The 20,757-nt window shown below is 52.1% G+C and carries 14 protein-coding genes; 7 read left to right on the top strand and 7 right to left on the bottom strand.

Annotation, left to right across the window (positions count from 1 at the left end):
- Positions 1-34: 34 nt before the first annotated feature.
- The 4 genes from ABXT40_RS08585 to ABXT40_RS08600 form a co-directional block, all read right to left on the bottom strand.
- Positions 35-3,256: an error-prone DNA polymerase gene (locus ABXT40_RS08585; RefSeq protein WP_443645205.1), complete on the bottom strand. Its 3,222-nt coding sequence runs from the start codon at positions 3,254-3,256 to the stop codon at positions 35-37.
- Complete coding sequence (locus ABXT40_RS08590) at positions 3,256-4,902, bottom strand: Y-family DNA polymerase (protein ID WP_443645206.1); 1,647 nt, start codon at positions 4,900-4,902, stop codon at positions 3,256-3,258. The genes ABXT40_RS08585 and ABXT40_RS08590 overlap by 1 nt, the downstream gene beginning before the upstream one ends.
- 10 nt (positions 4,903-4,912) lie before the next feature.
- Positions 4,913-5,839, bottom strand: coding sequence for an ImuA family protein (locus ABXT40_RS08595; RefSeq protein ID WP_443645207.1), 927 nt, complete (start codon positions 5,837-5,839; stop codon positions 4,913-4,915).
- Positions 5,840-6,013: 174 nt separating this feature from the next.
- Positions 6,014-7,183 carry a M20 aminoacylase family protein gene (locus ABXT40_RS08600; RefSeq protein WP_443645208.1) on the bottom strand — a complete coding sequence of 390 codons (1,170 nt, stop codon included), beginning with the start codon at positions 7,181-7,183 and terminating at the stop codon, positions 6,014-6,016.
- Between the two features lie 346 nt (positions 7,184-7,529).
- Between ABXT40_RS08600 and ABXT40_RS08605 the strand changes: the two genes are divergently transcribed.
- From ABXT40_RS08605 to ABXT40_RS08620, 4 genes are read left to right on the top strand one after another with little or no spacing between them, the layout of a single operon-like run.
- Entirely contained in the window at positions 7,530-8,828 is a 1,299-nt protein-coding gene (locus tag ABXT40_RS08605; protein ID WP_443645209.1) for a sarcosine oxidase subunit beta family protein, read from the top strand.
- A gap of 21 nt (positions 8,829-8,849) precedes the next feature.
- On the top strand, positions 8,850-9,218 hold the full coding sequence (locus ABXT40_RS08610; protein ID WP_443645210.1) for a sarcosine oxidase subunit delta: 369 nt from the start codon (positions 8,850-8,852) through the stop codon (positions 9,216-9,218).
- Positions 9,218-12,259 (top strand): sarcosine oxidase subunit alpha family protein, encoded by a 3,042-nt coding sequence (locus ABXT40_RS08615; RefSeq protein WP_443645211.1) that lies wholly within the window; start codon positions 9,218-9,220, stop codon positions 12,257-12,259. The genes ABXT40_RS08610 and ABXT40_RS08615 overlap by 1 nt, the downstream gene beginning before the upstream one ends.
- Complete coding sequence (locus ABXT40_RS08620) at positions 12,252-12,866, top strand: sarcosine oxidase subunit gamma (RefSeq protein ID WP_443645212.1); 615 nt, start codon at positions 12,252-12,254, stop codon at positions 12,864-12,866. Before ABXT40_RS08615 ends, ABXT40_RS08620 begins: the two co-directional genes overlap by 8 nt.
- An 85-nt stretch (positions 12,867-12,951) precedes the next feature.
- Here ABXT40_RS08620 and ABXT40_RS08625 read toward each other — a convergent pair whose 3' ends face one another.
- The 3 genes from ABXT40_RS08625 to pdxH all read right to left on the bottom strand — a co-directional run bounded on the left by ABXT40_RS08625 (position 12,952) and on the right by pdxH (position 17,770).
- Positions 12,952-14,505, bottom strand: coding sequence for a trimethylamine methyltransferase family protein (locus ABXT40_RS08625; protein ID WP_443645213.1), 1,554 nt, complete (start codon positions 14,503-14,505; stop codon positions 12,952-12,954).
- 33 nt (positions 14,506-14,538) lie between these two features.
- A complete protein-coding gene (locus ABXT40_RS08630) occupies positions 14,539-16,977 on the bottom strand; it encodes a GcvT family protein (RefSeq protein WP_443645214.1) in 2,439 nt (812 codons plus the stop codon).
- 202 nt (positions 16,978-17,179) lie between these two features.
- Positions 17,180-17,770, bottom strand: a complete 591-nt coding sequence (pdxH, locus tag ABXT40_RS08635; protein WP_443645215.1) for a pyridoxamine 5'-phosphate oxidase — start codon at positions 17,768-17,770, stop codon at positions 17,180-17,182.
- A 322-nt stretch (positions 17,771-18,092) separates the two neighbouring features.
- Here pdxH and ABXT40_RS08640 point away from each other — a divergent pair, with 322 nt between their 5' ends.
- The 3 genes from ABXT40_RS08640 (at position 18,093) to aroC (ending at position 20,750) form a co-directional block, all read left to right on the top strand.
- Positions 18,093-18,668 (top strand): hypothetical protein, encoded by a 576-nt coding sequence (locus tag ABXT40_RS08640; RefSeq protein ID WP_443645216.1) that lies wholly within the window; start codon positions 18,093-18,095, stop codon positions 18,666-18,668.
- 158 nt (positions 18,669-18,826) lie between these two features.
- Positions 18,827-19,648 (top strand): enoyl-ACP reductase FabI, encoded by an 822-nt coding sequence (fabI, locus tag ABXT40_RS08645; protein ID WP_443645217.1) that lies wholly within the window; start codon positions 18,827-18,829, stop codon positions 19,646-19,648.
- Position 19,649: 1 nt separating this feature from the next.
- Positions 19,650-20,750 carry a chorismate synthase gene (gene aroC / locus ABXT40_RS08650; RefSeq protein WP_443645218.1) on the top strand — a complete coding sequence of 367 codons (1,101 nt, stop codon included), beginning with the start codon at positions 19,650-19,652 and terminating at the stop codon, positions 20,748-20,750.
- The last annotated feature ends 7 nt before the right edge of the window (positions 20,751-20,757 follow it).

A 20,757-nucleotide genomic window follows, 5' to 3' on the forward strand; every position in this document is an offset into this window, starting at 1 on the left:
TCATCATTTGCGTCATCATGTTCAAAATTAATCTTTAATGAAAATTTCTGCTTTTCATCCGAACGGCATTTTTGCTGCCGCTGCTGGCATCAATATGACGCAAAAACCCGTTCAGGTTAAACAGAGATTCGGCAATGATATGAATCACCGCCTGCTGGCGTTGGACGCGGCCAACCAGCCCTAAAACCTGCGCCCGCAACAACGCTTCGCGATAGGTTTCGGTTAATTTTGGCCAGATAATCACATTCGCCGTGCCCTGCCCATCTTCAAGCGTTATGAAAACCGTACCGCTGGCGGTGCCGGGTCGTTGACGCATCGTCACCAGACCAGCAATGCGAAGCCGTTTCCCGTGAGGTGCATTTTGGACATGGCTGCAAAGCTGCCACCCAGCTAGACCAAGCGGCTTGGCCAGCAAATCAAGGGGGTGTGCTTTTAATGACAGGCCAAGATTACGGTAATCTTCGGCCACGTTTTCACCAAGTTCAGCTTGCGGCAATTCGATCACCGGTTCATTCCCCGCAAGCCGTTCATGCCGGCGGCCAGCATGGGCAAATAATGGCATATCATGCAGCCGGTGACGCGCCAGCCCGCGTGCTGCCCATAATGCCTGTCGCCGGTCAATTGCAAGGCTGGCAAAACCATCCGCATCGGCAATGGCCTGTAATGATTTTGCCGATACATCGGCTTTTCGCATGACATCATTAAGGCTGGAAAAGCTTAACCCAGTCTGTTTTCCGCCATTGGTTATTTGGCTGGCAGCTATTTGGCTGGCGGCAATCCGTTCACCTTCACCGCGCGCCAGCCCTTTGACAAGTCGCAAGCCCAACCGTAACGCATGATGACCCTTTCGATTGTTAGGGTCGCTTTCAAGACGGTGATCCCAGCCTGAAAAATTCACATCAACGGGGCGGATGGTAATGTTGTTTTGTTTGGCTTCGGCAATTAATTGCGCTGGTGCATAAAACCCCATCGGCTGGGCATTCAGCAAGGCACAGATAAACACATCTGGATAATGGCATTTCAGCCATGCCGACACATAAACCAAAAGGGCAAAGCTTGCCGCATGTGATTCGGGAAAGCCATACATGCCAAAGCCTTCGATCTGGCGAAAACAGCGAATGGCAAACGCTTCATCATAGCCGCGCTCGATCATGCCATTGATCATCTTATTGCGGAAATGGCTTATGTTTCCCTGTTTTTTGAACGTCGCCATCGTTCGGCGTAGCTGGTCGGCCTCAGCGCCCGAAAACCCTGCCCCAACAATGGCAATCTGCATTGCCTGTTCTTGAAATAGCGGCACACCAAGCGTGCGTTCAAGAACATCACGCAACGCATCTGACGGATAATTCACCTTTTCCAAACCGGCACGCCGCCGCAAATAAGGGTGAACCATGTCGCCCTGAATAGGGCCCGGGCGAACAATCGCTACCTGCACAACAAGGTCGTGAAAACAGCGCGGTTGCAGGCGCGGCAACATTGCCATCTGCGCCCGCGACTCAACCTGAAAAACCCCAACAGATTGCCCCCGACATAGCATGTCATAGGTTTTCATATCTTCAGGCGGCAATGATGCCAGCGTTAAATGCCGGTTATAATGCGTACGAAGCAAATCAAAACTGCGCCTGATACAGCTTAGCATGCCAAGCGCAAGCACATCGACTTTTAGCAAGCCAAGCGCATCAAGATCATCCTTATCCCATTCGATCACGGTACGGCCAGCCATCGCTGCCGGGCTGATCGGGCATAGATGATCAAGCCGCCCACGGGTGATCACAAACCCGCCAACATGTTGTGACAAATGCCGTGGAAAACGGCTGATATCGGCCACTAATTGCAAAACCAGCCGCAGTCGCCGGTCATTGGCATCGAGTCCCGCTGCAGCTAGTGCCGCAGCATCAAGGCCAGTTTTTTCACGTCCCCATACCTCGCCAGCCAAGGCCGCCTGAACATCACGGCTAAGGCCAAACACCTTTGCCACTTCGCGAAAGGCGCTGCGGCGACGATAGGTAATCACACTGGCGGTAAGACCAGCACGGTTCCGGCCATATTTTGCATAGATATGCTGGATCACTTCTTCGCGGCGTTCATGTTCGAAATCGACATCAATATCTGGCGGCTCACCACGCGCCTCGCTGACAAAACGTTCAAATAAGGGTTGCGATCGTTCAGGATCAACCGCAGTAATGCCCAAACAATAACAAACCGCCGAATTTGCCGCCGAACCGCGACCCTGACATAAAATACCGCGTCCGCGGGCAAAGCGAACAATATCAAATACGGTCAGAAAATAAGGCGCAATATTCAAACGCTCGATCAAGATCAATTCATGTTTCAGATAGGCGCTTACCTTATCAGGAATCGCATCAGGATAGCGTTTTTCAGCGCCGCGCCATGTCTGGAAGGCCAGTTCCTGCATGGCGGTTCGTCCACCCGGCTTTAGCTCGTCAGGATATTCATAAGACAAATCATCCATTGAAAAATGACATAAATCTGCAATCGCTTTTGCCCCATCAAGCGCATCTGGCACATGCCGCCAACGCTGTTCAGCCTCAACACAATCAATCAAATGGCGTTCGGCATTGCGCGAAACAAGATAGCCAGCATCATCAAGCTGTTGCTTTTCACGGATACACGCCAGAACATCGGCAAGCGGGCGGCGATCGGGAATGTGATAAAGCGCATCTGCCGCTGCTGCCACCCGCAGCCCCAGCGCCGCTGCCGCTGCCGCTAACATCTGGCATCGTGCCTCATCAGCCCCATCACGATATAGGCAAATCCCTGCAAATAATTGCCCTTTGGCAATTTGGCGAATGGTCTGCAAATGCGTTTGATAATGCGCATCTGGATGACGCGGCGGCATGACCAGCAATGCGGTGCTTGCTGGCAGGCGGGCAAGATCGGCAAGATGGAGAATTGGCGCGGCTTTACTGCCCCGCATATTGGCCTCGCTTAGCAGCATTGATAACGCTTCATAACCAGCGCGGTCACACGGATGAACGATAATATCAGGGCCATCGGCAGGGCGTAATCTGGCACCAACAACAAGCCTGATCTGGTGATCACGCGCCGCCACATGCGCCCGCACAATACCGGCCAGCGAATTCACATCGGCAATACCAACCGCCGCCCACCCAAGCGCGGCCGCCTGCGCCACCATTTCATCAGGATGCGATGCGCCCTTTAAAAAAGTGAAATTACTATAGCAGCCAAGCAACGCATGTGATGCGGCTTGGCCTTGTTTACGCAATAGGGCCATCAGGCGAAAAATCCATGCAAAAACCAAGATGGGGTTTCATGACGTTCTGGCAAACCTTCACGATATAGCCAGAACCCTGCCCCCTGATCATCGCGTAACCGAAAATAATCGCGGGTGCGGCTGCCAGCGGGTGCCTGCCACCATGCAGGGGCAATCCGTTCTGGCCCTGTGGCATGAATGATTTTATGGATTCGCCGCCGCCAGATAAATTGCGCTGGTGGGTGGTCAGGAAGAAGCGCAACAACATCAACAGGGTGCGGATAGGCCAAAAGGCGAATGGGGCGTGGTGGCGCAGTGCTTGATGTCGAATCACCAAGCCAACCTGATTTTTCGTCCGTTTTGGTAAAAATCTGGCTTGGATCAGGCAGTTCAAACGATTGCGCCGCTTCGGGTTGCCAGCAGGCTTGCGGTGTCAATCTGACCACGGCACCATAGCCAAGACGTGCCACCAGCCGGTCAACAAGGCTTGCATAGGATTCGCCTGCAACCCCATCATGGCGCTGCAACATCATATGCGGCAAAGCCGTATCAAGTGGCGCAAGCGGGCTGCAATCAAGCGATTCCATCCAGCCCATTTCAAGACCAAATTCAGGGTTGATCTTGTCGCTGGCATTGGCCAGCAAGCGGTGAAATAAAGTCACATCACGGCTTGGCCGAGAAAGATGCACATCATGTGCAAAAACCAGCCCGTCAACCAATTGCCAGCCAAGTCGCAAACGGCGCGTTGCCAATCCGGCCTGTTGAAGCAAAGTGGCTGTTTCACTTGCTAATTGGTGAATCATCGCCTTGATATCATCAGCTGCGCCAATGGGTTCGGCAAATTGACGGCATATATAAAGCGGTTTTGGCGGGCTAACAGCTGTAAAGCTCTCATCCTGATCGCCAAGCGCCTGATCAAGCCGAAGAAGCACATCCTGACCAAAACGGGCGGCCAATGGCGCACGCGCCCGTCCAATAATATCACCAATCACCCGCAAGCCTGCCCGCCGCATATGATCGGCAATTGTCGTATCAATTCGCAATGCGGCAAGCGGTAATGCTGCCAGATGGCGGCGTAAGCAGGCGCGGCTGAAAATATATCTTACCGTGTCCGGCTGTCCATCTGCCGGTTTTGGTGCGGTCATTAACCGCTCTGACGGCTTTCCATAATGCGCCAAGGCCCACGCCGCCCCACAATTTGGTGCCGCCGCTAGCACCGCCCGAAAGTGACTTCGATGAAGGCGTTTGGCACAATCGGCTAATAGCGAACGCACCCCACCAAACAGATGTTCGGCACCGGCAATATCAATCCAGATTCCGCAATGCTGATCATCAACCGCGGTAAGCGGGCTATAACGACGCGCCCATAAGGCCAGATGTTGAAGATCGGCATGATCGGCTAGAGGGTCATATGCTTCGGTTCTAAGTTGCGGGCATAAGGCGCGGGCGTCGGCAAGCCGCATACCAGTGGCAAGACCATGCGCTGCCGCTTTGGTACAACCCGCCACGATAATATCAGCGCCGTTGATTTTCCGGATTATAACAAGCGGCAGATCAACCCCAGATTCCCTTTGCCCAGATGCTCTTTGTCCAGATGCTCTTTGGATCCGCGATGCGGCCAGATAGGGAAAATGGATATAGATAATATGACGATAGGAAACGGGCATGATCACATGCCTATCGGGCAAGGGCTTGCGCTGGCCAGTGATTGGCTGACAGGTCAGCGATGGGCAATTCGGCCTGAACCGGTTTGCCATTAGCCATGATGTTATGATCACAGGCCTGCAATCGACCAAGACCCGCTTGCCAACCAACCCTGCATTTATGTGGCCTGCCACCACGCGCACGCTGCAATGTCAAATCCCAGACACTGCGTTGAACCAAGGCAGAATGTGACCATCTGTCAAGATCGGCCGCCGGTTTGATTTGCCAAGCTGTTTCAAATCCAACAACGCTGATTGGCGCACCAAGCAGAAAAGCTGTTGTGCCACTATCTTCAGCAGCAAGCTGCGCACGTCGTGCCAGCCGCATCCAGTAATCAGACGATTTCTGCACCCCATCATATTCCATCACAACCGCGGCCAAGCCTTCGGTTCGCAAAATATCATCAAGCGCGGCCAAACGCCGTGACGGGTTTGGTGTATCAACAATCAGCAATCGCGCCGGATTCAGTCCAGCTGCGGCAAGCCCATGCCCATATAACATACCAGCACTATTTCGCTGGCTTGCCGGACACCAGACAATCAGACCAGCATCATTTATAACCGCTGTTGGCCGGTTGCTGGCTTGCTTGGGCTTTATCTGCTGCGCGTGATGTTGCAGCAAATCAAGAAGCGCCATAGCAAAGCCGCTTACCGCCCCATGAGCCTGCATCGCACCTGTTAAAAGATGTACCCGCCCAAACGTTAGACCACCAGCCAATGCCTGATCCAGCGAATCGACACCAAGCGGCATATAAAGGCGCTTACCATAACCATCAGCCGCGGCAATTTCTTGTCGAAGGCGGGCAAGGTCATATATCTTTTTTTCGTTTACAATCTGATCATTAGATGCCCTAAAATCAGATGATTTTGCGATTGATATAGGCTGGTTCATCCTTTGCATTTTGCCTGATTCCTATCATATATATCTGCCTTTTGTTCATGTTTTGTTCTAATTTAGACCTATGCCAAAGTCAAGATTTTTCACCTTTTAAAATCGCTAGAATATCGGGCAAAATCGATAGGATATTGGGCGGATAACCCCGCAACACCCGCTGGCAAAAGATAAATTAAAGGATTATTTCGGCAATTCGCTTTCAACCAGCCGCGCCCAATAGCTGGCACCGGTGGCAAGAATATCATCGTTAAAATCATAACGATCATTATGCAGCATCGCTCCATTCTTGGCAGGCCCTGCCCCAAGCCAGATATAGGATCCGGGCTTTTCGGCAAGCATATAGGCAAAATCTTCAGCCCCCATTGATGGCTGCAGATCGGTGATGATATTATCTGCACCAAGGACATTAGCAGCAACCGCAGCAGCACGCGCCGATTCTTCGGCATGATTGACCGTTGGCGGATAGCCTGACTGCCAATCAATTTCAATCTCGCAATCATAAGCTTTGGCTGTTGCAATCGCGATTTCATAGATTGATTCTTCAAGAAACTTGCGAACATCAGGCGAAAATGACCGCGCTGTACCGCCAAGCCGCGCTGAACCCGGAATAACATTAAAGGCACTTCCCGACTCAAAAATCGTCACCGAGACAACCGCCGGCTCAAGTGCAGGAACACGACGTGAAACGATGGATTGCAATGATTGCACAATCGCCGCTCCACACGGAATCGGATCAATGGCAAGATCAGGAATTGCCGCATGCCCCCCAGATCCAGCGATGCGCATTTCAAAAAAATCTGCCGCTGCCATACAGGCACCGCTATGAACGCCAATTTTGCCAACATCCATGCCAGGCCAATTATGCATCCCCCAAACGGTTTTCATGTCAAACTGATCAAACAGCCCATCCTTGATCATCGCTTCGCCGCCATTGCCGCCTTCTTCGGCTGGCTGAAAGATGAAATAGACAGTGCCATCAAAATTACGCGTTTCCGCAAGATATTGCGCCGCGCCGAGAAGCATCGTGCTATGCCCGTCATGCCCACAAGCATGCATCCGCCCGGGTGTTTTGGACGCATGGGCAAATTCGTTCATTTCCTGCATTGGCAGCGCGTCCATATCAGCCCGCAATCCGATTGCCGACGTGCCGTTGCCAATGCCGCGCAAAACCCCGACAACGCCGGTTTTCCCCATGCCGCGATGAGTCTCGATGCCAAATGATTGCAGTTTTGCGGCGATAAAATCGGACGTCCAAACTTCTTCATAGCTTGTTTCAGGATGCTGATGCAGCAAATGCCGCCACGCCTTCATATCCTGTTCACGATCTGCAATCGAATTTATCACCGCCATGATGATTGTCCTAACCTGTCATATCTATACAAAATAACCCGATCTAAAAATTTATTTCGAACCGGAAATCATGTTGCTAACAGTGCCGCAATTCAGCCCCCAAGGTCAAGTAATGCGCATGGCTGATACCGCGCAAATCACGGCGGCATCTGGCGGCATAATGCCCCAATTGACATTCGGCGCATTAACAGCCTAAAACCGATCTTGTCATGTCGATTAGAACATACCCAATGTCGTTGATAGGCTAGGGATTTTTCGGCGAATGCGCAGCATGTCACGGCAAAACCGGTTGCGGTATTTGCGCTATCGCTACGATGGCTTTTACAGAGTTTGAAGGGTGGGTTAGATGGCACAAAATCATCCAGATCGCGGTCAACGCGGATTGCCGGGCGGCGCCCCGCGCTATTCGGCATTTGCGCTTGCCAAAAAGGCGATGAATTATCATCAGGACTGGCAACGCGCATGGCGCGACCCCGAACCAAAGGCCGAATATGACGCGGTGATTATCGGCGGCGGCGGGCATGGGCTTGCCACGGCTTATTATCTCGCAGCGGTTCATGGCCTGACCAATATTGCGGTGATTGAAAAAGGCTGGATTGGCGGCGGCAATACCGGCCGTAACACCACCATCATCCGGTCAAATTATCTTTGGGACGAATTTGCCGCCATTTACGAACATTCGATGAAGCTGTGGGAAGGCATGTCGCAGGATTTGAATTTCAACGTCATGTTCAGCCAGCGCGGCGTTTTGACCATTGCACATAGCGAACATGAATTACGCGAAATGTCACGGCGCGTTCATGCGATCCGGCTAAACGGCATTGACTCAGAAATTCTTGGCCCCGCAGAAATCAAAAAATTCGTCCCAACAATCAATATCGATCAGTCAATCCGCTATCCGGTTATGGGCGGCTTTTTGCAGCAGCGCGGAGGCACAGCACGCCATGATGCGGTGGCCTGGGGCTATGCGCGCGCGGCCGATGATTTAGGGGTCGATATCATCCAGAAATGTGAAGTCACCGGATTGCGCCGCCAAGGCCGCAAGATCATTGGCGTTGAAACCAGCCGCGGTTTCATCAAAACCAAAAAAATCGGTTGCGTTGTGGCCGGTCATTCAAGCGTCGTTGCGGCGATGGCCGGTATCCGTTTGCCAATTGCCAGCCGCCCATTACAGGCACTGGTGTCGGAACCGATCAAACCGATCCTTGATACGGTGATCATGTCGAATGCGGTTCATATGTATATCAGCCAGTCTGACAAGGGTGAGATGGTTCTTGGTGCCGGTGTCGATAAATATAATTCCTACGCGCAACGGGGTTCATTTCCAGTGCCCGAACATATGCTTGCCGCCGCAGTTGAACTGTTTCCGGTATTATCGCGCTTGCGGATGCTTCGCCATTGGGGCGGCATTGTTGATACCTGTCCCGATGCGTCGCCAATCATTTCCAAAACCGATATTGAAGGCCTGTATTTTGATTGTGGTTGGGGGACTGGCGGCTTTAAAGCAACACCGGGATCAGGGCATGTTTTTGCCGATCTTATCGCCAATGACCGGCCCAATAAAATTGCCGCGCCCTACAGTTTGGATCGGTTCCGTACCGGCCTGCTGATTGATGAACATGGCGCCGCTGGCGTGGCGCATTAAGACGGGTTCAAGGAGAGTATTATGTTGATCATCACTTGCCCATTTTGTGGCCCGCGTGACGAAGTTGAATTTGCCTGTGGCGGCGAAGCCCATATTGCGCGCCCCCTCGCCGAAAATAAAATTTCGGATGCCGATTTTGCCGATTATCTGTTCATGCGCGACAATCCAAAAGGTCTGTTTCTTGAACGATGGCGACATAGCGCCGGATGCCGGCGCTGGTTTAATGTGGCACGCGATACGGTAAGCAATGAGATTGTTGAAATTTACCCGATGGGAAGCCTGCCGGTAAAAACCACCGCAAAAACCACCTATAAAACAAGCTGGCGGCGCGACACAGCGGCCGAAAAAGCCGCCACGCCATCAGATAGCAAAGCCGGAGGATCAAAATAATGGTATCACGTTCCGCCGCATCCGGCGGCCCGCAAAACAAAGCCCAGCGCGCGGTCACAAGAATCGACCAAAACGCGCCTGTCAATTTCACCTTTGACGGCCGCAGCTATCGTGGCTTTGCTGGTGACACGCTGGCATCAGCATTGCTTGCCAATAATGTTCACCTTGTTGGTCGTTCATTCAAATATCACCGGCCGCGCGGCATCATGGCAGCGGGTTCCGAAGAACCGAACGCGCTGATCCGGCTTGGCAAAGGCGCTTATGCCGAACCCAATTTACGCGCCACTCAGATTGAGATTTTTGAGGGTCTTTATGCTGAAAGCCAGAATCGCACCCCGTCCCTGAAATTTGACATTGGCGCCATCAATTCGGTTCTCGACCGGTTTTTCCCAGCAGGGTTTTATTACAAGACCTTTATGTGGCCAGCATCAATGTGGATGCGCTACGAGCATGTCATTCGGCACGCTGCCGGTCTTGGCAAGGTTGCCGATGATCATAATGACCCTGACCGCTATGAAAAAACCCATGCACATTGCGATATTCTTGTTGCTGGCGGTGGCGCAACCGGCCTGATGGCGGCGCTACAAGCGGTAAAAAGTGGAGCCCGCGTGATCCTGGCTGATGAGCAGAACGAATTTGGCGGCTGGTTGCTTGGTGAAGCCGATATCATGATTGGCGATGTGCCGGCGTTCAATTGGATCAGTGATATTGTTGCCGAATTAGCCGACATGCCGAATGTCACCTTGCTTCCCCGAACCACGGTTTTTGGCTATCTGGATTACAACTACCTGACCTTAAATGAGCGCGTAACCGACCATCTGCCATCACGCCCAGCGCATCTGCCACGCCAACGTTTGTGGAAAATCCGCGCAAAACAAGTGATCATCGCGCAAGGTGCCCATGAACGGCCATTGGTTTTTGCGGGCAATGACCTGCCAGGTGTGATGCTTGCCGGTGCGGTTCGCACCTATATCAACCGCTATGGTGTTTGTCCGGGAAAACGCACCATCGTTGTTTGCAATAACGATGACGCCTATCGCACCGCGCTTGATCTTCATCATGCTGGCGCACTTGTTGTGGTCACCGATCTTCGGGAAAACGCAACCGGCCCGTTGATACGTGCGGTTCGTGATGCTGGCATCGAAATTCTGCAAGGCCATGCCGTCATTGCCGCCTATGGCAATCACCGCGTTGCACGGGTTGAGATTGCGCCGGTCAATGATGCTGTTACCGAAATCACGGGCGATATTGATCATCGTGATTGTGACCTGATTGCCATGTCGGGCGGCTTGTCGCCTGCGGTTCATCTTCATTCACAAGCCCGCGGCAAATTACAATGGGATGATGCGAAATTATGTTTCCGCCCATCGGCAACACATGAGCCAAGCTTTAACATCGGCGCATGTAATGGCAGCTTTGACCTTGCTGCTGGTTTGAGAGAGGCGGTTCGCGCTGGCACCAAAGCCGCAACAGCAACCGGCCATAAGACAACCGCGCTTGATACGCCTGATGTGCAAAGCCATAAACAAAGCTGGCGTCCGCTTGCCGCATGGAAAATTCCAAATGGTCATGTTGCCGGACGTGGGCCAAAAGCCTTTGTCGATTTCCAGAATGATGTCACCGCAAGTGATGTGTCGCTTGCGGCGCGCGAGGGCTATCAGTCGGTTGAGCATCTCAAACGCTACACCACCACTGGCATGGGAACCGATCAGGGCAAAACATCCAATATTAATGCCTTGGCCATTCTTGCCGATGCGCTTGGCAATGAAATTCCTGCCGTTGGCACAACCACTTTCCGGATGCCCTATACCCCGTCAAATATTGGTGCCATCGCTGGCCGCGATATTGGCGATCTTTTTGATCCGGTTCGCCTGACCCGCATGGATGATTGGCATCGTGCGCATGGTGCGACTTTTGAACATGTCGGGCAATGGATGCGCGCTTGGTATTATCCGCAAGATGGCGAAACCATGCAACAAGCGGTCAATCGTGAAGTCAAGGCAGCGCGGACAACAGCCGGACTGCTTGACGCCTCAACGCTTGGCAAAATTGACATTCGTGGGCGGGATGCGGCCGAATTTCTGAACCGCCTTTATACCAATGCTTGGCGCAAGCTTGGCATTGGCAAATGCCGCTATGGCTTGATGCTGAAAGATGATGGCATGGTCATGGATGATGGCGTGACCACCCGCATTGGCGAAAATCATTTTCACATGACCACAACCACTGGCGGTGCCGCTGGGGTTCTGGATTGGATGGAAGAATGGCTGCAAACCGAATGGCCTGATCTTGAGGTTTATCTGACATCGGTAACCGAACAATGGGCGGTTGCCACATTATCAGGGCCGAATGCTGGCAAGATTTTGCAAGATGCCGGTATTGATTTTGACCTGTCCCCAGCCGAATTTCCGTTCATGTCGATGAAGGACGGGCATATTGGCGGGCTGGCAGCGCGCATTTTCCGCATTTCATTTACTGGCGAGTTGTCATACGAAATCAACGTGGCGGCGCGTCATGGGTTGGCATTATGGACCCGCTTGATGGCCGCCGGCAAAGCGCATGGCATCACCCCTTATGGTACTGAGGCAATGCATGTTCTTCGCGCCGAAAAGGGTTTTATCATTGTCGGACAGGAAACCGATGGATCGGTAACGCCGCATGATCTTGGCATGGATTGGATTGTCTCGAAAACCAAAACCGATTTCATTGGCAAACGGGCGCTGGCGCGTCACACGATGGAATATGATGATCGCAAACAGCTTGTTGGATTGCTGTGCAGCGACCCGTCAACAGTAATCCCTGAGGGTGCGCATGCGGTTCTTGATCCGAACCAGCCTTTACCAATGAAGATGCTTGGACAGGTCACTTCATCCTATTTTTCACCAAATTGTGGACGCTCGATTGCGATGGCCATGTTAAAAGGCGGCCATGCGCTGAAGGGGCAAACGGTTTTCTTCCCCATGCTTGATGGTTCAGTTTTGAAGGCTGAAATTGTCGATACGGCATTTTTTGATCCAAAGGGAGTGCGCATCAATGGCTAATTTATCAAGCAGCAGACCGGATTTTTCTGGCCAGACCGCCCTTGCTGGCATTGCTAGCAGCACAAGCGCCAACCCCGATGGTGGTGCGATTGGGCTTTTTTTTGGTGAGATGGCGCATCTTGGCAAACTGAATCTGCGTGGCCAAAACGGCCTTGCCAAAGCGGTAAAGGCGGTCACCGGCTGCATATTTCCGCCAAAGGCCAACCGGTTTCAATCGGCAGGCGACCGCCATGTGGTATGGCTTGGCCCCGATGAATATCTGTTATTATGCGAGGCTGGCAAAGAACAAGAGCTGCAAGACAGCCTGAATAGCATGACCACATCATCGCATTTCGCCATCACCGATGTAAGTGACAGCCTCTGTGCGCTATCGCTTCGCGGGCCTGCGATTCGTTCTGTTCTAGCCAAAGGTTGCGGGCTTGATTTGCATCCAAAGCAATTCGCCGCTGGCCAATCGGCGCAAAGCTTGCTGGCACTCTCTGCGGTAACATTGATGGCTGTAGCAGATGATGCCTTTATTCTGATTTGCCGCACCAGCTTTGCCCCTTATGTTCAACGCTGGCTTGCTGATGCTGCTTTGGAATATGGCTATCAATATATTGCCTAGGCTGCGGTCACATCAGTGACCGCAAACCCAAGCTTCATGCGTTTACCGGCCGCATGAACGCTCCAAAAAATTCAACAAGAAGATTTTAATAATCAGTATCGGGCAATTCTTCCATGCGCTTGTCGATAAAGGCACGCAAGGCTTCGTCAATCGCCGGATCGATTGCTGGCGCGTCATAGGCTGCCAGCATCTCACCAGCGCGTTTACGCGCGCGGGCGCTGCTCTCAACACTGCCTTCAGATGACCATTGCTCATATGTTGTGTTATCGGCCATTTGTGACCGCCAAAACGCATCTTCAAAATTGGCCTGCGTATGCGCTGACCCCAGAAAATGCTGACCGGGGCCCGTTTCACGAAGTGCGTCCATAGCCTGACCATTTTCCGACAGATCAATGCCATTGACCAGTTTTGGCATCATCGTCAATTGATCGGCATCAAGCAGCAATTTGGCGTAATCGGCAACCAAACCGCCTTCCATCCAGCCAGCCGCATGAAGCACAAAATTCGTGCCGCCCATGATTGTTGGCAGAATCGTATGCGTCGATTCATAAGCTGCCTGCGCATCAGCCGTTTTGGAACCAGTCAATGATCCACCCGACCGGAACGGTACGCCTAAACGACGCGCCAGCTTGGCACAGCCATAAAGCACCTTTGCCGGTTCGGGCGTGCCAAAGGTCGGCGCGCCTGTCTGCATCGACATCGAACTTGCAAAACTACCAAAAATGACCGGCGCTCCCGGCTTGACCGCCTGCGCAAAGGCAATGCCGCTCATCGCTTCGGCAAGCGTTTGTGCCAAGGTACCGGCAACCGATACTGGCGACATCGCACCGGCAAGGATAAAGGGCGAAATAACCGTTGCCTGATTGTTGCGGGCATAGACTTTCAATGCCCCAAGCATGGTGTCATCCCATGTCATTGGCGAATTGGCATTGATCAGGCTTGTTACCACCGTGTTATTGGCAACAAATTCATCGCCAAACAGGATCTTCGACATATCAATTGTGTCTTGCGCTCGGCTTGGCGCGGTCACTGACCCCATATAGGGCTTGTCGGAAAAACGCTGATGCGCATAGACCATTTCGAGATGACGTTTGGTCACTGGCAAATCAACTGGCTCGCAGATCGTGCCGCCCGAATGATGCAGGCCCGGATGCATATAGGCCAGCTTTACCAGATTGCGGAAATCTTCCATCGTTGCATAGCGGCGTTCATTATCAAGGTCACGCACAAAGGGCGGGCCATAGACCGGCGCAAAAACCGTATTCATCCCACCAATTTCAACTGAACGTTCGGCATTGCGGGCGTGCTGGGTATAGCCAGATGGCGCGGTCGAACAAAGCTGGCGGGCAAGACCACGCGGGAAATGCACACGCTCGCCTTGAACATCGCAACCAACATCACGCAAAATGCTTAAGGCTTCGGGATCATCACGAAAATCAATGCCAATTTCCTCAAGAATCGTTTCGGCGTTATTTTCAATAATCTCGGCGCCTTCATCGCTTAGGATATCAACCGGGGCTATCTTGCGAACAATGAATGGTGCGGCGGCCTGCTGATTGCCTGAAGACCTTGCGCTGCGGCGCGCATCGCGTCCGCCACCACGGCGGTTCCGGCGATCTGATGTGTTTGTGTCAGTCATTTAACAAATCCTCATAAACAGTCAATTCGGCGGCTAGGCGCGAAGGCGGGCATTGTCAGGATCAAATGGCGAATCCTCAAGAACGGTCACTGGCAATCGCTGATCCAGAATATCAATCATCAATTTGGTGCCAGGTGTCGCCAAATCTGGACGAACCATTGCCAATGCCAGCGATTTTTCAAGCCGGAACCCATAACCACCGCTTGTGGCGCGGCCAATCACCGTTCCATCTTCGGTCATGATCGGATTGCCGCCAATGGCATCAGCATCGGTTGTGTCATGCACCTCAAGCGTTACCATGGCATTGACAAAGCCGCGTTCTTGCCATTCGGCCAATTGACGCTGGCCTTTGAAATCGCCCTTATTCAGATGCACAAACCGGTGCAAACCACTTTCCAATGCCGCATATTCGATTGATAGTTCAGTGCCAACCAGACGATATGATTTTTCCAGCCGCATTGCATCCATTGCCCGAATGCCAAATGGCTTTAGCCCAAATTCAGCACCCGCCGCCATCAACGCATCAAAAATATGGTTTTGATATTCAATCGGGTGATGCAATTCCCAGCCAAGCTCACCAACAAAATTCACCCGAATGGCCATTGCCGGTGCCAAATTTACATCAATCATCTGTCCAGACAGCCAAGGGAAGGCCGCATTTGACAGATCGGCGCGGGTGATTTTGCCAAGAATATCGCGTGATTTTGGCCCTGCCAAAACCAGAACACCAATTGAATTGGTTAGATTGTCCATCCGCACCGAGCCATCAGTCGGCATATGTTTTTTGATCCAGTCATGGTCAAGGCGTTGCCCCGCCCCTGCTGAAACAAGATAAAAACTCGTTGCGCTTTCCCGCTGAATTGTGAATTCGGAATGCACGCCGCCACGTTCGGTCAAGGCATGGCATAATGCCACCCGCCCCTGTTTTTTCGGTAATTTATTGGCAACAAGGTGATCTAAGTACGCCTCGGCACCGGGCCCTGAAATCCGCGCTTTGGCAAAGGCAGACATATCAAGCAATCCGGCATTTTCAGCAACGTTGCGAACTTCATTGCCGATATGCGCAAAATAATTTGACCGGCGGAAAGACCAATGATCTTCTTGCGGCACGCCCTCAGGGGCAAACCAATTAGCTCGTTCCCAACCGAATTTCTGTCCAAAAACCGCACCAAGCGCTTTTAACCGATCATAACAAGGCGCGGTGCGAAGCGGGCGGGCTTCGGTGCGTTCTTCATCGGGGAAATGCGTGACAAAAACATTGGCATAGGCTTCTTCGTTTTTGACCTTCAGATAGGATTTTGTTGCATAGCTGCCATAACGCCGCGGATCGACCCCCAACATATCAATTGTTGGCTCGCCTTCGACAATCCATTCAGCAAGCTGCCATCCGGCACCGCCAGCCGCGGTAATGCCAAAACTATGGCCTTCATTCAGCCAGAAATTTGGCAGATCCCATGCCGGTCCAACAATCGGGTTGCCATCAGGCGTATAGGCAATCGCGCCATTATAAACACGTTTTACTCCTGACTCGCCAAAGGCAGGAACACGGTTCATTGCTGACTCGATATGCGGCTCAAGCCGTTCTAAATCTTCTTGGAATAATTCATATTCGGAATCATCACTTGGTCCATCCAAATAACAAACCGGCGCGCCCTTTTCATAGGGGCCTAGGATCAAACCTCCGGCCTCTTCACGCATATACCATTGTCCTTCGGAATCTCGAAGAACGCCCATTTCGGGCTTGCCATCACGGTGACGCGCCTGAATATCAGGATGCGCTTCAGTTACGATATATTGATGCTCAACCGGAATGACCGGAATATTCAGCCCAACCATTTCGCCGGTTTTCCGCGCAAAATTGCCGGTTGCGCTGACCACGTGATCACAGGTGATATCGCCCTTGTCGGTGGACACAACCCAAAGACCATCATCGCTGCGGGTGATCGCCGTCACCGCGGTATTGCGATAGATTTCCGCGCCACGGTCACGCGCACCGCGTGCCAGCGCTTGGGTTAAATCGGCTGGCTGGATATAGCCATCTTGCGGGTGACGAATAGCACCAACAAGCCCCTCGATATTCGCCATTGGCCAATAATCCAGAACTTGCTCAGGTGTTAGGAAATCAACCTGCACGCCAATTGTGCTGGCAACACCGGCATATTGCCGAAACTCATCCATCCGGTCTTGATTGCTGGCAAGCCGGATATTGGACACATTGCGGAACCCGACATCCATGCCGGTCTCTTCTTGCAATTCTTGATAAAATTTCACTGAATATTTGTGAATTTGTCCAACCGAATAGGACATGTTGAATAATGGCAACAGACCTGCCGCATGCCATGTCGAACCCGAGGTTAGCTCCTTACGCTCGACAAGCACCACATCACTCCAGCCCTTCTTTGCCAGATGATACAAAGTGCTAACACCAACGACGCCACCGCCAATTACAACAACACGCGCATGCGACTTCATGCCAAGTCTCCCGCCAAAATAAAGCTAACCCGCGATATCACCAGTAAGGGGCATATCGCATGACGGCGTTATGTTACGAAGAAAATTTGGCAAAAAGCGTCTAGCAAACGACTGTATTTTGACAAAATCGGGCGATGCATGCCGCAAACAGACAAAAACGCAAATCTGACGGCAATTCCAAGCCCGAATTATGATCGCCGATCTATGGATTCAGCCGTTGAATATCCCAGCCACCATCAGCCTGTAACAGGAACCGGAACCGGTCATGCAGCCGGTGTTCACCATCATGCCAAAATTCGATTTCCTGCGGCTTTAAACAGAACCCACCCCAATGCGGCGGGCGCTCAACAGCGGCAGGAAATTGTGTTTCAACGGCTTTAACCTCGGCTTCGAGCGCGGCGCGGCTGGCAAGCAGGCGTGATTGCGCTGATGCCCAAGCACCGATCTGGCTTCCGCGTCCGCGGCTGTGAAAATATTCATCGGATTGCGCGGCTGTTGCCTTAGTGATATCGCCGACAACCCGCACCTGACGACGCTGGCTTTTCCAATGCATGCAAAAAGCCGCTTTGCCCGTGGCCAGCAATTCATCCGACTTTCGGCTTTCATAATTGGTGAAAAACAAAAACCCCTCAGGCGACCAGCGCCGCAACAAGACCATCCGCACCGACGGCATGCCGCTGGCATCAACCGAGGCCAATGCAATCGCATCGGGATCATTGATTTCGGTTTTTACCGCCTCATCAAACCAATTTTGAAAAAGGGCAAAAGGGTCGGTTCCGGCAATGATTTCCATAGGAATTTGTCTCCATTGATATCGCCCATAATCAGGCATGCCCAAAAGGCGCTGATCTCAATGTAGGGTCTTGGATGATCTGGTGCAACGCGGCCAGGGTACAAATTTTAATTTCGGAACATTTTATACCGATTTACCGGTTTGACCCATGATCGAAAATATTTAAAAAATCATGCAAAATATCATAGAATTGCCATATTCACCGCAGATAGTAACAATGCTAAAATTAACGATACAAAGTTGTTTGCGCTTATCGCTTCGCCGCGTGGCCGGATAACGCCGCAGATGTCAGATGTAACAAACCAAAACCTAAAGGTGTAACATGACCCGAATGACAATGAATACGCCGCTTTGCCGCATTCTCGCCCCAGTTGCTGCCGTAATCATGTCTGGATCACTGATGATTGGCAGCGCCGTTGCAGAAACGCGCATTGAAACGGTTGTTGGCACAGTGGTAGACACCATCACCCTAACATCAACCTATATTCGCAAAACGCCAACAGATCAGCGCAATTGCCGCACCGAAGATGTGCCGATTTACGCCGAGAGCGAGGGCAACTCCGAACTTGGGTCAATGATTATTGGTGGCCTGATCGGATCGGCGGTCGGTAATAAATTTTCCGACAATGATGGGGCTGGCGCCGCCGGAACTGTTGCTGGTGCCATTCTTGGCCGCGAACGTGCGAAAAACCAGAAAAACAGTCGCATTGTTGGCTATAAACAGCAGGAATCCTGCACCGTAACAACCGTGATGCTGGAAGAAAATGTCAGCGAAATCACCGGTTATCGAAACCATATCGAACTTGACGGCAAAATCATCAAGCTTGAAAGCAACAGCCCCTTGGCAGTTGGTTCACGCGTTGAAGTGGTGCGCCGGATCAGCTATTCGCTTCGTTAAGATCAATAGCCGCCCTCTCCCAATCTAGACCATGTAGGTGATGATCCGTGATTTTCACGGCATCACTTGTATGTTTGGCTCGTGTTGGAGTAAACTCCAGCCATCAGACCATTACAGCATCTTGTAAAACTATCTTTCGATGAAAAGGGCAGTCATTCATGTCAAATACAGCATCATCATCTGGCGTCATGGCCGGCAAAAAAGGCCTTATCATGGGCGTTGCCAATGACCGTTCAATCGCGTGGGGCATTGCTACCAAACTTGCTGAACAGGGCGCCGAGCTTGCATTTACCTTTCAAGGTGAGGCTTTGCAAAAGCGGGTTGAGCCGCTTGCAGCCTCGGTTGGCAGCGATCTTGTCATACCATGCGATGTCACTGACGAGGCCAGCATGGATGCCACTTTTGATGTGCTGAAAGAAAAATGGGGCAGTTTGGATTTTGTGCTTCACGCCATTGCCTATTCCGACAAGGAAGAATTGAAAGGCGGCTATGTCGACACAAGCCGCGATAATTTCGCGCGGACGATGGATATTTCGGTCTATTCCTTCACCGACGTTGCGCGCCGCGCTGCCGCGATGATGAATGATGGCGGCTCGATGCTGACCCTGACCTATTATGGTGCCGAGCGCGTCATGCCACATTACAATGTCATGGGGGTTGCAAAAGCAGCCCTTGAAGCCTCAATCCGTTATCTTGCCGTTGATCTTGGCGGACGCAATATCCGCGTCAATGGTCTGTCAGCTGGCCCCATGAAAACCTTGGCCGCATCTGGCATTGGCGATTTTCGGTATATCCTGAAATGGAACCAGTATAACTCGCCGCTCAAGCGCAATGTGACGCTTGCCGATGTTGGCGGGGCTGGCATGTATCTTTTGTCTGATCTGGCATCCGGCGTGACTGGCGAAACGCATCATGTCGACTGTGGCTATCATGTTGTTGGCATGAAAGCCGTTGACGCGCCTGATATTTCAGTTGTCTAGCATGGCAGATAATAGTTTTGGCACCCTATTCAATGTAACGAGCTTTGGCGAAAGCCATGGGTCGGCGATTGGCTGTGTTGTTGATGGCGTTCCGCCAAATCTGCCGCTTAGCGAAGCTTTGATCCAGCCTTATCTTGATCGTCGTCGCCCGGGAACAAGCAAATTTGTGACCCAGCGGCAAGAAGATGATCAGGTGGAAATCCTGTCGGGCATTTTCGAGGGCAAAACCACCGGCACGCCAATTGGCCTGTTGATCCGCAATAAAGATCAACGGTCAAAAGATTATGGCGAGATTGCCAATCAATTCCGCCCGGGCCATGCCGATTACACCTATCAGATGAAATATGGCCATCGTGATTATCGCGGTGGTGGCCGGTCATCGGCACGCGAAACCGCTGTTCGGGTTGCCGCTGGCGCAATTGCCGACATGTTTTTGAAAAAGGTTCTTGGCAGTGATTATCAGATCCGCGGTGCCGTTGTGCAAATCGGGCCACATGCCATTGACCGCACAAACATGAATTGGGACGAACGTCATAATAACCCGTTTTTCTGTCCAGATGCAGCGATGGCAAAACAATGGGAAAGCTATCTTGACGGGGTACGTAAAGCCGGATCATCAGCAGGTGCAATTCTCGAAATCATTGCCGATGGTATTCCGGTGGGGCTTGGCCAGCCGGTCTATGGCAAGCTTGACGGTGAACTCGCCGCGGCCATGATGAGCATTAACGCTGCCAAAGGTGTTGAAATTGGCGGTGGTTTTGCGCTTTCCGGCATTGACGGCAGTCTTGCCAGTGACGAAATGCGAGCTGGCAACAGCCTTGAAACCCCAACCTTCCTTAGCAATCAGGCGGGCGGTGTTCTTGGTGGCATTTCGACCGGCCAGCAGATTGTCGTTCGCGTTGCGATCAAGCCAACATCATCAATCCTGACCCCGCGCCAATCAATCGACCGTGACAATCAAAATGTCGATGTCGTCACCAAAGGGCGGCATGACCCTTGTGTTGGCATTCGCGGCGTTCCAGTCGCCGAAGCGATGATGTCGCTGGTGCTTGCCGATCTATTAATGCGGCACAAAGCCCAATGTGGTTTTGATCTGTCGTAAACGAGTG

This window comes from Candidatus Ponderosibacter sp. Uisw_141_02 (assembly GCF_048087665.1).
Taxonomy (GTDB): domain Bacteria; phylum Pseudomonadota; class Alphaproteobacteria; order Puniceispirillales; family Puniceispirillaceae; genus UBA3439.

Coding starts and splice junctions, on each gene's coding strand:
- ABXT40_RS08625 (WP_443645213.1), bottom strand. CDS start 14,505: ATGACTGACACAAACACATCAGATCGCCGGAACCGCCGTGGTGGCGGA.
- ABXT40_RS08585 (WP_443645205.1), bottom strand. CDS start 3,256: ATGGCCCTATTGCGTAAACAAGGCCAAGCCGCATCACATGCGTTGCTT.
- ABXT40_RS08615 (WP_443645211.1), top strand. CDS start 9,218: ATGGTATCACGTTCCGCCGCATCCGGCGGCCCGCAAAACAAAGCCCAG.
- ABXT40_RS08590 (WP_443645206.1), bottom strand. CDS start 4,902: ATGCCCGTTTCCTATCGTCATATTATCTATATCCATTTTCCCTATCTG.
- ABXT40_RS08610 (WP_443645210.1), top strand. CDS start 8,850: ATGTTGATCATCACTTGCCCATTTTGTGGCCCGCGTGACGAAGTTGAA.
- ABXT40_RS08620 (WP_443645212.1), top strand. CDS start 12,252: ATGGCTAATTTATCAAGCAGCAGACCGGATTTTTCTGGCCAGACCGCC.
- fabI (WP_443645217.1), top strand. CDS start 18,827: ATGTCAAATACAGCATCATCATCTGGCGTCATGGCCGGCAAAAAAGGC.
- ABXT40_RS08605 (WP_443645209.1), top strand. CDS start 7,530: ATGGCACAAAATCATCCAGATCGCGGTCAACGCGGATTGCCGGGCGGC.
- ABXT40_RS08630 (WP_443645214.1), bottom strand. CDS start 16,977: ATGAAGTCGCATGCGCGTGTTGTTGTAATTGGCGGTGGCGTCGTTGGT.
- ABXT40_RS08640 (WP_443645216.1), top strand. CDS start 18,093: ATGACCCGAATGACAATGAATACGCCGCTTTGCCGCATTCTCGCCCCA.
- ABXT40_RS08600 (WP_443645208.1), bottom strand. CDS start 7,183: ATGGCGGTGATAAATTCGATTGCAGATCGTGAACAGGATATGAAGGCG.
- aroC (WP_443645218.1), top strand. CDS start 19,650: ATGGCAGATAATAGTTTTGGCACCCTATTCAATGTAACGAGCTTTGGC.
- ABXT40_RS08595 (WP_443645207.1), bottom strand. CDS start 5,839: ATGCAAAGGATGAACCAGCCTATATCAATCGCAAAATCATCTGATTTT.
- pdxH (WP_443645215.1), bottom strand. CDS start 17,770: ATGGAAATCATTGCCGGAACCGACCCTTTTGCCCTTTTTCAAAATTGG.